The organism is Ancylobacter novellus DSM 506, from assembly GCF_000092925.1.
Lineage (GTDB): Bacteria > Pseudomonadota > Alphaproteobacteria > Rhizobiales > Xanthobacteraceae > Ancylobacter > Ancylobacter novellus.
The window spans coordinates 3,885,684-3,897,682 of the sequence record NC_014217.1; the positions used below are offsets into that span (position 1 = coordinate 3,885,684).

12 protein-coding genes are annotated in these 11,999 nt (G+C 65.7%); 11 read left to right on the forward strand and 1 reads right to left on the reverse strand.

The window, feature by feature from the left end; all coding sequences use genetic code 11:
- Positions 1–89 precede the first annotated feature (89 nt).
- Entirely contained in the window at positions 90–419 is a 330-nt protein-coding gene (locus SNOV_RS22715) for a hypothetical protein (RefSeq protein ID WP_013168450.1), read from the reverse strand.
- 291 nt (positions 420–710) lie between these two features.
- Here SNOV_RS22715 and rplU point away from each other — a divergent pair, with 291 nt between their 5' ends.
- The 11 genes from rplU (at position 711) to SNOV_RS18325 (ending at position 11,982) form a co-directional block, all read left to right on the forward strand.
- Positions 711–1,019 carry a 50S ribosomal protein L21 gene (gene rplU / locus SNOV_RS18280; protein WP_013168451.1) on the forward strand — a complete coding sequence of 103 codons (309 nt, stop codon included), beginning with the start codon at positions 711–713 and terminating at the stop codon, positions 1,017–1,019.
- A 30-nt stretch (positions 1,020–1,049) separates the two neighbouring features.
- Complete coding sequence (gene rpmA, locus SNOV_RS18285) at positions 1,050–1,319, forward strand: 50S ribosomal protein L27 (protein WP_013168452.1); 270 nt, start codon at positions 1,050–1,052, stop codon at positions 1,317–1,319.
- Positions 1,320–1,463: 144 nt separating this feature from the next.
- Positions 1,464–2,135: a GNAT family N-acetyltransferase gene (locus tag SNOV_RS18290; protein ID WP_013168453.1), complete on the forward strand. Its 672-nt coding sequence runs from the start codon at positions 1,464–1,466 to the stop codon at positions 2,133–2,135.
- Between the two features lie 73 nt (positions 2,136–2,208).
- On the forward strand, positions 2,209–3,243 hold the full coding sequence (gene obgE / locus SNOV_RS18295) for a GTPase ObgE (protein WP_041782397.1): 1,035 nt from the start codon (positions 2,209–2,211) through the stop codon (positions 3,241–3,243).
- Positions 3,244–3,477: 234 nt separating this feature from the next.
- Entirely contained in the window at positions 3,478–4,671 is a 1,194-nt protein-coding gene (gene proB, locus SNOV_RS18300) for a glutamate 5-kinase (RefSeq protein ID WP_013168455.1), read from the forward strand.
- Positions 4,672–4,741: 70 nt separating this feature from the next.
- Positions 4,742–5,986 carry a PIN-like domain-containing protein gene (locus SNOV_RS23620; protein ID WP_013168456.1) on the forward strand — a complete coding sequence of 415 codons (1,245 nt, stop codon included), beginning with the start codon at positions 4,742–4,744 and terminating at the stop codon, positions 5,984–5,986.
- Between the two features lie 72 nt (positions 5,987–6,058).
- Positions 6,059–7,123: a serine hydrolase domain-containing protein gene (locus SNOV_RS18305; protein WP_013168457.1), complete on the forward strand. Its 1,065-nt coding sequence runs from the start codon at positions 6,059–6,061 to the stop codon at positions 7,121–7,123.
- 514 nt (positions 7,124–7,637) lie between these two features.
- On the forward strand, positions 7,638–8,825 hold the full coding sequence (locus SNOV_RS18310; RefSeq protein ID WP_244412789.1) for an extracellular solute-binding protein: 1,188 nt from the start codon (positions 7,638–7,640) through the stop codon (positions 8,823–8,825).
- A 166-nt stretch (positions 8,826–8,991) separates the two neighbouring features.
- Positions 8,992–10,071 (forward strand): ABC transporter ATP-binding protein, encoded by a 1,080-nt coding sequence (locus SNOV_RS18315; protein WP_013168459.1) that lies wholly within the window; start codon positions 8,992–8,994, stop codon positions 10,069–10,071.
- Complete coding sequence (locus SNOV_RS18320; RefSeq protein WP_013168460.1) at positions 10,071–11,081, forward strand: ABC transporter permease; 1,011 nt, start codon at positions 10,071–10,073, stop codon at positions 11,079–11,081. Before SNOV_RS18315 ends, SNOV_RS18320 begins: the two co-directional genes overlap by 1 nt.
- Positions 11,082–11,094: 13 nt before the next feature.
- Entirely contained in the window at positions 11,095–11,982 is an 888-nt protein-coding gene (locus SNOV_RS18325; RefSeq protein ID WP_013168461.1) for an ABC transporter permease, read from the forward strand.
- The last annotated feature ends 17 nt before the right edge of the window (positions 11,983–11,999 follow it).

Here is an 11,999-nt window from a genome sequence, read left to right on the forward strand (position 1 = left end):
CGTTCGGCCGCCATCACGGTCGACGCAACGATGTGGTCGGAGGGATGGTCCGGCCGCATCGCGCTATAGAGATGTCTCGCTGGGAACCGCTAGCGCCGCTGCGAGGAGCTGGAAAGCAGCCAGGCGATGGCGGCGCCGGTGAGCGCGGCGGCGGCGATCAGCACCAGCGGGTGCTCGCCCGCTTGGCGCGACAGCGCGGCGCTGCTGCGCCCGTAGAGCGCCTGCCCGGCCTCCAGCGCGTCATCGGCCAGATGCGCGGCGTGCCCGCGCGCCTGCCGCATCGCCCGCGCGCCGAGATCGAGCGCCTCGTCATAGACGTCCTCGGCGCTCTGCCTCGCCCTGTAGCCCGAATCGCCGGCGACGCGGCGCAGCCTGCCACCCATCTGCCTGGCCGCGCCCGTGATACGCTGCGTGTCCATGCCTCGATCCCTCCGATCTGCGCGCGGCCGCACATCGCCGCGCTCGTGGCGGAACAACGCCGGGAAGGGGCGAAGGTTCACCGCTGTCGCCGCACCCGCCCGGCAAGGCGTGGGAGCCGCGCCGGACGCGGCCGGCCGCCGGGCTTTCCTTGACATGACGGCCCCCGGCGGGTAAGAGCGCGGCGCTGCGTGATAGGCGCTTCGTGCCTTCGCGCTTCCTAAACCCACCGACCGAAAGAAGCCGGTCCATGCCGAAAGGCAGGAGACCGGGCTCGAACGAAAGGACAGAACATGTTCGCGGTCATCAAGACGGGCGGCAAGCAGTACCGGGTCGCCCCCGATGAAGTCGTCACCGTCGGCAAGATCGAGGCCGAGGCTGGTCAGTCCGTGACCCTGCCGGTTCTCATGCTCGGCGGCGACAACCCGAAGGCCGGCGCTCCGCTCGTGGACGGCGCCAGCGTGACGGTCGAGGTCGTCAAGCACACGCGCGGCGACAAGGTCATTGCGTTCAAGAAGCGCCGTCGTCAGAATTCCCGCCGCAAGATCGGCCACCGCCAGGACTTCACCGTCGTGCGCGTGACCTCGATCACCGGCGCCTGAGACCGCCAGTAGAGAAGAAGGAGAGCAACGATGGCTCATAAAAAGGCAGGCGGTTCCTCCCGCAACGGTCGCGATTCCGACGGCCGCCGTCTCGGCGTGAAGAAGTTCGGCAGCGAGAAGGTCGTGGCCGGCAACATCATCGTCCGTCAGCGCGGCACGACCTGGCATCCCGGCACCAATGTCGGCATGGGCAAAGACCATACCCTCTTTGCGCTTACCGACGGCCGCGTCGAGTTCCGAACCAAAGCCAATTCCCGCACGTACGTATCCGTCATTCCGGCCGCCGAGGCCGCCGAATAAAGCCGGTGAGGATCTTGGAAATCCCGCCGGTCTCGCCCGACCGGTAGGATTTCCTGAGAACGTCCCAAGGGACATCCCGGGTACCCGACAGGGGAGGCGAGGAAACCGCCTCCCCTTCGTCGTTCTGGCCCCAGGAGACTCCCCATGACGATCGTCGAAGCGACCCCCGGGTCGACCCTTGCCGAGAGCAGTACCGCCGTCCTCGAAACCGGCCGCCTGATCCTGCGCGCTCCCCGGATCGAGGACATGGCCTGGATCGCCGAGCTCGCCGACAACCGCAAGGTAGCCGAGATGACCGCCAACATCCCCCACCCCTATGGCATGGCGGACGCGGCAGCGTTCCTCGCCAACCTGCCGGGCGGGCGGGAGGCGGCGACCTTCGCCGCCTTCCTGAAGAACGACGCCGTCCTCAGGGGCGCGCCGGACACCGCCATCGGTCCGCCCATCCCGGTCGGCATGTGCGGTTTCGTGCGCCGCGACGAGGACGCGCCGGAGATCGGCTACTGGCTGGGCGAGCCCTATTGGGAGCGCGGCATCGCCACCGAGATGGTGCGCGCCCTGATCGACCACGCCTTCGGCGACCGGGGGCTGCCGGCGCTGGTCGCTTCCGCCCGCGTCGTCAATCCGGCCTCGCGCCACGTGCTGGAGAAGTGCGGCTTCCAGTGGACCGGGGTCGGCCTCGCCCGCGTGCGCGCCATCGGCGCCTCCGTGCCGGTCGACCGCTTCCGGCTGGAGCGGCGGCTGTGGACCTCGCTGCGCGCCTGGGGCGCCAGCGCGCATCCGCGGCGGCACGACATCGACACCACCCGGCACTGACAGCCGGGACCGGGTTCCTGCTATGCTGGCCGGGCTCTCATGAGCCCGGCTTAACGATCCGAGCGTTCGACCGATGAAATTCCTCGACCAGGCCAAGATCTATGTCCGTGCCGGCGACGGCGGCGCGGGCTGCCTCTCGTTCCGGCGCGAGAAGTTCATCGAGTTCGGCGGCCCGGACGGCGGCGACGGCGGGCGTGGCGGCGACGTCTGGATCGAGTGCGTCAACGGCCTCAACACGCTGATCGACTACCGCTACCAGCAGCACTTCAAGGCCAAGAAGGGCGGCTTCGGCATGGGCAAGAACCGCGCCGGCGCCAAGGGCGACGACGTGGTGCTGAAGGTGCCGGCCGGCACGGAAGTGCTCGACGAGGACGGGGAAACCGTGCTCGCCGACATGACCGAAATCGGCCAGCGCGTGCGCCTGCTGAAAGGCGGCAATGGCGGCTTCGGCAACGCACATTTCCAGACCTCGACCAACCAGGCCCCGCGTCGCGCCAATCCCGGACAGGAGGCGGAGGAGCGCTGGATCATCCTGCGGCTGAAGCTGATCGCCGATGCGGGCCTCGTCGGCCTGCCCAATGCCGGCAAGTCGACCTTCCTCGCGGCGACCACGGCGGCGAAGCCGAAGGTCGCGGACTATCCCTTCACCACGCTGCATCCTGGGCTCGGCGTGGTGAAGGTGGATGGCCGCGAATTCGTGCTCGCCGACATTCCCGGCCTGATCGAGGGCGCGCATGAGGGCATCGGCCTCGGCGACCGCTTCCTCGCCCATATCGAGCGCTGCCGCGTGCTGCTGCACCTCGTCGACGGCACCTCGGAACATGCCGGCCAGACCTACAAGACCGTGCGCGCCGAGCTCGACGCCTATGGCCAGGGTCTCGAGGACAAGCCGGAGATCGTCGCGCTGTCGAAGATCGACTCCCTCGATCCGGAGACGCTGAAGACCCAGCTCGCCCGCCTCCAGCGCGCGGCGAAGAAGAAGCCGCTGGCGCTCTCCGCCCAGTCCGGCGAGGGCGTGCGCGAGGCGCTGCGGGCGCTCGCCGCCGTCATCGACGAGGGCCGCGCGGACGAGGAAGCCAAAGAGGTCGCCGAGCCCTGGCGGCCGTGAGACTGATCCGCCTTCCGCACTGCGCATTCCGCTAGTTGATCGTCATGGCCGGACTTGTTCCGGCCATCCACGCCTTGGGTGAGCGCAGCAGGAAGACGTGGATGCCCGAGTCGAGCCCGGGCATGACGTTGCACAGGATGGCTCCGGGGCAGCCAGCGCGTGAAAAATCCACGCGCGCCCGCACAAATCGGCGTATGAAGCCGGCTCGTTCCGCCACCCGTGAAGCGCCGCCCGATGAACCGCCCGACCACGCCGCCCTCAGTCGCCAAAACCACCGCAAACGCATCCGCCACTGCCGGCACGCTGCCGCAGCTCGCCGCCTTCCGCCGCATCGTGGTGAAGGTCGGCTCGGCGCTTCTGGTCGATTCGAGCCGCGGGACGCTGCGCCATGCCTGGCTGGCGGCGCTGGCCGAGGACGTCGCCCATCTCCACCGCGAGGGCAAGGAGGTGATGGTGGTCTCATCGGGGGCCATCGCGCTCGGCCGCAACGTGCTCAAGCTGCCCAAGCGCCCTTTGAAGCTGGAGGAGAGCCAGGCCGCCGCCGCGGTGGGGCAGATCGCGCTCGCCCGCGCCTGGTCGGAGGCACTGGCGCATGAGGGCGTCGCCGCCGGGCAGATCCTCATCACGCTCGGCGACACCGAGGAGCGCCGGCGCTACCTCAACGCCCGCTCCACCATCGCCAAGCTGCTGGAGCTCAAGGTCGTCCCGGTGATCAACGAGAACGACACGGTGGCGACCTCGGAGATCCGCTACGGCGACAATGACCGCCTCGCTGCCCGCGTCGCCGGCATGACCAGCGCGGACCTCCTCGTGCTGCTCTCCGACATCGACGGGCTCTACACCGCCCCGCCCAATGACGACCCCTCGGCCGAGTTCATCCCGCTGGTGCCGCGCATCACCGCCGAGATCGAGGCCATGGCCGGCGGCGCCGGCACGGAGCTGTCGCGCGGCGGCATGAAGACCAAGATCGAGGCCGGCAAGATCGCCACCACGGCGGGCGCGCACATGGTCATCGCCTCCGGCAAGGTGAAGAACCCGCTTCGCGCCATCGAGACGGGGGCGCGCTGCACCTGGTTCCTGGCGCCTGCCAACCCCGTCGCCTCGCGCAAGAGGTGGATCGCCGGCGCGCTGGAGCCGCGCGGCACGCTGCATCTCGACGCCGGCGCGGTCGCCGCGCTGCGCCGGGGCTCCTCGCTCTTGCCGGCGGGGGTGAAGAAGGTGGAAGGCGTGTTCGAGCGCGGCGACGCGGTGATCCTGCGCGGCCCCGACGGCGCCGAGATCGGCCGCGGGCTGGTCGCCTATGACCACGACCACGCCGAGCGCATCAAGGGGCGCTCATCCGACGAGATCGTGACGATCACCGGCTTCGAGGGAAGGACCGCGATGGTGCACCGGGACGATCTGGTGATCGCGGGCGGGGGTGGGTGAAAAAATGATTACACTTTACAAGAGAAATATTTCGTAGCGTAATGCTCAGCTCAATAAGGGGAGGGGCGAGATGCGTAGCGATCTTTTTGAATACTTTCGCCCTGATGATGATGAGTTCGAAGAATTATGGCGCGGAGCTGTCGTAGTTCCAGATGCAAACGTTCTTCTCAATCTATTCAGATATAGCAGAAAACTATCCGAAGAACTTATTCGGCTATTTGAGTCTATCTCGGATAAAATATGGATTCCGCATCAAGTAGCATATGAATTATTAAAAAATCAACACAAAGTCCATGTTTCCATGGATGCGATATACGATAAAATAAGTGGCATATGCAGGGACGTTCTTCAGAATACAAATAGTCAGCTTGAAGAATTCAAGAAAGAATATAGACAGCATCCTTCTATTAACTTTGATGAATATAAGATTGAATTTGAAAATGCAATTAGTGTTGTTAAGAATAAACTTGAAATTACAAGGAAAGACCACCCCTCGGATGAAGAATACAGACTGATTGTTCATCGAGTTTCGGATCTATTTTCTGGCCAAGTTGGGCCTGCGTTTTCTTCGCAAGAATTGGAAGCCCATAAGGTTACGGTAAAGAGTCGTTATGATAACAAAATTCCACCAGGATACGCTGATGCTGCAAAAGAAGATGGCGGCATTGGTGACTTTTTGATTTGGTTACAGATATTAAAATATGCAAAAGATAATAGTAAAAATATTATATTCATCACAGAAGATATAAAAGAAGATTGGTGGTTGCGTGTGAGCGGCAGAACAATTGGTCCTCGCCCGGAGCTTCGTAGAGAATTTTACGAGCAGACAGGAAGAAAATTTTACATGTATACGCTTGTGCGTTGGCTAGAGCGGGCCCGCCAGCAGGGCGAAGGCGCTATTAGCGAAGCGTCCGTTGCAGAGGCGCGCGCCCAGTTCAATGCCGACGTTGCGGAGTCTGAAAGAGAGGCGCTGAGCAGCGTTCGGCAGAATTTAAATTGGATCAATCATTATCGACATATTGCATCAACACGAAGAATGCCAGATCTAATAGAGAGATATAATGAGATATCTACTTCGATATCAAATATCGATGATGTACTTCAGGCTGTAATCAAAAATAAGACATCCTCTGAACTAAATTTGTCGACGTTTGAGGATATTTTTAAGTCTAGGCTTAAATTGGAGAGAGAGCTACTAAAAATAAGAAAAGAGATGGATCAATTGCAGCATTCAAGCTCGAGCGACCTTCCGGACCCGTATCCAGTTATAGCGCGCTGGCGCGACGACGTCATCCGTTCAGAGGAAAAGGACTAATCTGGAGACGTGTCCCGATCCCTCTCCCCATCGTGACCCCACCGCCCGCCGTCCTTCCCTATCCTCCCCTTCATGCACCGCCGCTCCCTGCTTGCCGCCCCGTTCCTGCTGCTGACCCCGCGCCTCGGCTTCGCGCAGGGTGCGCCTGAGAGCCCCTCCGCGACCGTCCCGCCTGCCGGCATCGGCGCACCCGAAGCCCCAGCCGCCCCGGCGGACGCCCTCTCCCCCATCCTCGATCGCGCCGGCGCGCTCAGCCCCCTGCGCACCGTGCTCGTCTACAAGGACGGAAAGCGCCTCGCCGCGCGCGGCTTTTCCGGCGGGTCGGTCGACCGGCCGACCAATATCAAGTCGGCCTCCAAGAGCATCGTCTCGGCGCTGGTCGGCATCGCCATAGACAAGGGCGTGCTGGAGGGGCCGGGCCAGAAGATCGCCCCGCTGCTGCGCCGCGACCTGCCGGATGACCCCGACCCGCGGCTCGCCGAGATCACGCTCGGCAATTTGCTCTCCATGCAGGCGGGGCTGGAGCGCACCTCGGGCGCCTATTATGGGCGCTGGATCGCCTCGCCCAACTGGGTGCGGGCGGCGCTCGCCCGGCCCTTCGTCGACGCGCCGGGCGGCGACATGCTCTATTCCACCGGCTCGACGCATCTGCTCTCCGCCATCCTCACCCGAACGTCGGGGCGCTCGACGCTGGCGCTGGCGCGGGACTGGCTGGGGCCGCTCGACGGCTTCGAGATCGCTTCCTGGCAGCGCGACCCGCAGGGCATCTATTTCGGCGGCAACGAGATGGCGATGCGGCCCACCTCGCTCCTCGCCTTCGCCGAGCTCTACCGCAATGGCGGGCGCAACGCTGAGGGCGTGCAGTTCGTGCCGGAGGCGTGGATCGCGGCGAGCTGGCAGGTGCGCACCCATTCGCGCTTCACCGGCGACGGCTACGGCTATGGCTGGTTCACCAGGGACATCGCCGGCACGCCCGCCTATTACGGCTGGGGCTATGGCGGGCAGATGCTCTATGTGATCCCCGCGCGGGGGATGAGCCTCGTCATGACCTCGGTGGCGGACACGCCCTCCGGCCGCACGGGCCACCGCGACGACCTGCACGCGCTGGCGGGGGAGATCGTCGCGGCGGTGGGGTGAAAAGGAACGTCATGGCCGGGCCTGGCCCGGCCATCCACGCCTTTGGTCCAGCTTGGCACCCGCGGCAAGGCGTGGATCCCCGGGCCAAGCCCGGGGATGACGGTGTACAGGCGGCACTCGCCGCCTCGAAAAGCCATACGAGCCAGCTCTCGGGATAAGGTCCGCTCCGGCCGAAATCGGACTCACATTCCTTGCGCTTCACCCGCGAACGAAAGCCGCGCGGCTTTCGCTAATGCCCCATCCGCGCCCCATACGCGGGCAGGCGGTGGTATCGGCTGATGAAAACGGCGCCACCGGCAGGGCCTGCCGCTTCCGACGCCATCGCGCGCTGCGGCCTGCATCCGCGCCGGCCCGCCGCTGCGCCGGCCCGCGTCGCCTGCATGCAGAAGAGGCGTCGCCTCCGTTCAACCGGGGCGCGCGAAGCGGCCCGGTGGCACGCTTCCTGCTCCCTTCCGCCCGGTCCGGCCGCCCGCAGAACCGAACCGCCGGGGCGGCCTCATTGGGGAACAGTGACGTGACGAAGAAGCCAGACGCTCCCAACTCGTCGATCGAAACGATGCTCGCGGCACGCACGTTCACGCGCCGTGTTCTGTTCAAGGGCGCGATGAAGGGCGCCCTCGCGGCCGGCACCATGGCCGCGGCCGGGCCCTATCTGGTGCGCGACGCCTTCTCCTCCTCCGGCGAGCTCAACATCCTCAACTGGGCGGACGAACTGCCCGAGCCGGTGCTGCCGGAATTCACCAAGAAGACCGGCATCAAGGTCAATTCCACCCCGTTCTCGCAGAACGAGGAGCAGATCAACAAGCTGCAGGCGACCGAGGGCGAGGGCTTCGACCTGTGCGCCCCGACGCGCGACCGCGCCCCGCAGTTCCAGGAACTCGGCGTGCTCGCCCCCTACGACATGGCGAAGCTGAAGCTCGACAATGTGCTGCCGGCCATGCTCGAGGGCTCCACCAGCGTGTGGACCTGGGATGGCGGGCTCTACCATGTGCCGCATTGCTGGGGCTCGGAGGCCATCGCCTGGCGCTCCGACCTCGCGCCGGGCCTGACCTATGACAAGCTTTCCTACGGCACGCTCTGGGCGCCGGAGTTCAAGGGCAAGATGCAGGGCCGCCCGCACTCGCTGCTGCTCGGCATCGGCCTGTGGTGGGACAAGACCGGCAAGCTCCCGTCCAACCGCATGATGGATGCGTTCAAGGACGAGGCGACGATGAAGAAGATCTACGATCAGATCCTGCCCTTCGCCATCGAGAACAAGGCGCAGGTCAAGCAGTTCTGGGATTCGGCGGATAACACCAAGTCCGGCTTCATGGAGAATGGCTGCGTCATCGGCCAGACCTGGGACGGCCCGGCGCTGTCGCTGAAGAAGGACGGCAAGCCCGTCACCTACATGGCGCCGCAGGAAGGCGCCATCGCCTGGATCGACGGCTGGTCGCTGATCAAGGCGGCGAAGAACGTCCCGCAGGCCTACGAGTTCGTCAACTTCATGCACACGCCGGAAATCTCGGCGATGGTCGCCAACGGCTCGGGCTACAACCCGGTGGTGAAGGGCGCGGACAAGTTCCTCTCCGAGGTCGCCAAGAAGAACTTCGCCGAGGCCTATCCCGGCAACGCGCTCGACAACCTCTGGAACCGCCCGCCGGAGCCGTCCTGGTACGCCGAGCTGCGCACGCAGTACGCCGAGAAGTTCAAGGCGGCGTGAGCCGGCCTCCGTCATTCCGGACGCGCCATCGGCGCGATCCGGGATCGTCGGCGAGGCCCGGCACTGCAGTCACGCGATCCCGGCTCGCCGCTGCGCGGCGTCCGGGATGACGGCAAACGAAGAGCGGCCGATATCTGTAGCCGGCTTCTGATCAGTTGGAGAACCCATGGCCGCTGCCGTCGAGCTTGAGGGCGTCAACGTCACCTTCGGCGAGTTCGTCGCGGTGAAGGACGCCAACCTCACCATCGAGCCGGGCGAGTTCTTCTCCTTCCTCGGCCCGTCCGGCTGCGGCAAGACCACGCTGCTGCGCACCATCTCCGGCTTCATCGAGCCCACGCGGGGATCGGTGCGCATCGGCGGGGAGGACATGAAGGGCATCGGCCCGAACCGGCGGCCGACCGCGCTGATCTTCCAGAACCTCGCGCTGTTCCCGATGATGACGGTGGCCGAGAACATCGGCTACGGCCTGCGCGTGCGCGGCGTGCCCCGCCACGAGCGCGACGAGAAGGTGAAGAACCTGCTCATCCAGGTGGCGCTTTCCGAGCACGGCCACAAGCGCGTCTCCGAATTGTCCGGCGGCCAGAAGCAGCGCGTCGCCATCGCCCGCGCGCTCGCCGTCGAGCCCTCCGTCCTGCTTCTCGACGAGCCGCTCTCCGCGCTCGACCTCAAGCTCCGGCAGCACATGCGCACCGAATTGCGCGCCATCCAGAAGCGGGTCGGTATCACCTTCATCTACATCACCCACGACCAGGGCGAGGCCCTGACCATGTCCGACCGCATCGCGGTGATGAATGCCGGCGTGATCGAGCAGGTCGGCGACGGCCGCGCCGTCTATGCCGAGCCGCGCACGCCCTTCGTCGCCTCCTTCGTCGGCGAGAACAACGCCATTCGCGGGCGTATAACCGAGACGGCAGACGGCCTCGCCACGCTCGACACGCCGCTCGGCGAGCTGAAGGGCCGCAACCCGGTCGGGCTGGAGACCGGGCAGGAGGCGTTGCTCTTCGTGCGGCCCGAGCTGATGCAGCTGCGCGCCAACGGCTCGACCATCGGCTTCGACGGCGAGACGCTCGACGTCGCCTATGAGGGCAGTGTCACCCATGTCACGCTGCGGGTACGGACCGGGCAGAAGGTGACGGCGAGCTTCAGCGCCAGCGCCGGCATCCCGCTGCCGACCGGCGGCGAGAATCTGCGCATCGGCTTCCGGCCGGAGGACGGCCTGCTGCTCGCCCGGCCGGAGCGGCACTGATGAGCGGCGGCCTCGCCTTCGTCTTCGGCATGCCGCTGGTGGTGGCGCTCGGCTTCTTCGCGCTCGCCACCTATGAGCGGCGCACCGGCGTCGCCACCGGCCCCGGCTTCTTCCAGCGCAACGGCCTCGTCATCGGGCTCTATCTGGTGATCGCGGTCGGCTTCTGGGCCTTCTTCATCATCCTGCTGCCGCAGCTCGCCATGGTGGACATGTCGTTCCGCCCGAAGCTGCCGCCCTCGCAGATGGGTGGGCCGAAGGACGTCTACACGCTGGAGAACTACCGCTACTTCCTGTTCGGCTCGACCACCTCGACCGCCGAATGGAACTGGTTGCACATCAAGGCCTTCCTGCTCACCATCGGCGTGAGCATCGCGATAACCGCGCTCAACTTCGCCATCTGCTACCCGCTCGCCTTCCACATGGCGCAGTCCTCCACCGCGGCGCGGCTGCGCATCCTCTTGCTGCTGCTGATCCTGCCCTATTGGGTGAACGAGATCCTGCGTGCCTTCGCCTTCCGGGTGCTGCTCTCCTCCGGCGGGATCATCAACCAGATGCTGATGGGGCTGGGTGTCACCTCCGAGCCGGTCGATTTCCTCGGCGCCGATGTCGGCCTCTATATGGGCCTCTCCTACGCCTACCTGCTGATGATGATCTTCCCGCTCTACAACGCCATAGAGAGCCTCGACAGGAACCAGATCGAGGCGGCGCGGGACCTCGGGGCGCCGTGGTGGCACATCCACGCCTTCATCGTCATGCCGCACGCCAAGCCCGGCATCGCCTCGGGCTGCACGCTGGTGTTCATGCTGTGCGCCGGCGCGCTGGCCGCGCCGCTGGTGCTCGGCGGGCCGCGCACGCTGTGGTTCACGCCGATCGTCTATGACCGCTTCTACCAGGCCTTCAACTGGCCGCAGGGCGCCGCCTACGCCTTCATCCTGCTGGTCACCTGCATCGTCTTCGTGCTGCTGGTGCTGAAGGCGTTCCGGCTCAGCCTCGGAGAAATCACGCGATGATGGAGATCACGCGATGAATGCCGGCCCCTTCCAGCGCGTGATGTTCGCGGTCTACATTGTCGTCTTCTTCCTCTACCTGCTCGGCCCGCTGGCGGTGATGGGGGTGTCGGCCTTCAACACCCCGCAATACCCGCAGGTCTGGCCGTTCGAGGGCTTCACCCTCGACTGGTTCGGCACGCTCTTCGCCGACCAGGACCTGATGACGGGCCTGCAGATGAGCGTGTGGATCGGCATCCTCGTGGTGGCGATCTCCGTGCCGATCGGGCTCGCCGGCGCCATCGTCATGACGCAGATCCAGGCCCGCGCCCGCTCGGCCTATTACCTCGTCGTGGTCTCGCCGGTGCTCACCCCCGGCATCATCATCGGCATCTCGACCGTGGTGTTCTGGCGCCAGTTCACCGGCCAGACCGGCACGCGCTTCCTCTATGACGGCGTGATCCTCACCGTGCTTGGCCAGGCGAGCTTCATCTCCGCCTATTGCATGCTGATCATCCTCGCCCGCCTCCAGCGCTTCGACCGCGCGCAGGAGGAAGCGGCGCTCGACCTCGGCGCCACCTACCCGCAGGTGTTCCGCCACATATTGCTGCCCTTCCTCAAGCCGGCGCTGGCCTCAGCGGCGGTGCTGGCGTTCCTGTCCTCCTTCGAGAACTACAACACCACCACCTTCTCCATCCTCTCCGACAAGACGCTGACCACGGTGCTGGCCGGACGCGTGCGGCAGGGCTCGACCCCGGCGATCTCGGCGCTGGCGGTGATGATCGTCGCCGCCACGATCCTCGGCGCCATCGGCTATGAGCTCTACAAGCGCCGCGCCGATGCGCTGGCCGCCCGCCGCCAGCGCGCCGCGCAGATCGAGGAGGAGGCCGAGCTCTCCGGCACGCCGGCACCCGCCATGGGCTAGGCGCGGAACAAGCCGCC

Coding starts and splice junctions, on each gene's coding strand:
- SNOV_RS18320 (WP_013168460.1), top strand. CDS start 10,071: ATGAGCGGCGGCCTCGCCTTCGTCTTCGGCATGCCGCTGGTGGTGGCG.
- rpmA (WP_013168452.1), top strand. CDS start 1,050: ATGGCTCATAAAAAGGCAGGCGGTTCCTCCCGCAACGGTCGCGATTCC.
- SNOV_RS18305 (WP_013168457.1), top strand. CDS start 6,059: ATGCACCGCCGCTCCCTGCTTGCCGCCCCGTTCCTGCTGCTGACCCCG.
- rplU (WP_013168451.1), top strand. CDS start 711: ATGTTCGCGGTCATCAAGACGGGCGGCAAGCAGTACCGGGTCGCCCCC.
- SNOV_RS18290 (WP_013168453.1), top strand. CDS start 1,464: ATGACGATCGTCGAAGCGACCCCCGGGTCGACCCTTGCCGAGAGCAGT.
- SNOV_RS18315 (WP_013168459.1), top strand. CDS start 8,992: ATGGCCGCTGCCGTCGAGCTTGAGGGCGTCAACGTCACCTTCGGCGAG.
- proB (WP_013168455.1), top strand. CDS start 3,478: ATGAACCGCCCGACCACGCCGCCCTCAGTCGCCAAAACCACCGCAAAC.
- obgE (WP_041782397.1), top strand. CDS start 2,209: ATGAAATTCCTCGACCAGGCCAAGATCTATGTCCGTGCCGGCGACGGC.
- SNOV_RS23620 (WP_013168456.1), top strand. CDS start 4,742: ATGCGTAGCGATCTTTTTGAATACTTTCGCCCTGATGATGATGAGTTC.
- SNOV_RS22715 (WP_013168450.1), bottom strand. CDS start 419: ATGGACACGCAGCGTATCACGGGCGCGGCCAGGCAGATGGGTGGCAGG.
- SNOV_RS18325 (WP_013168461.1), top strand. CDS start 11,095: ATGAATGCCGGCCCCTTCCAGCGCGTGATGTTCGCGGTCTACATTGTC.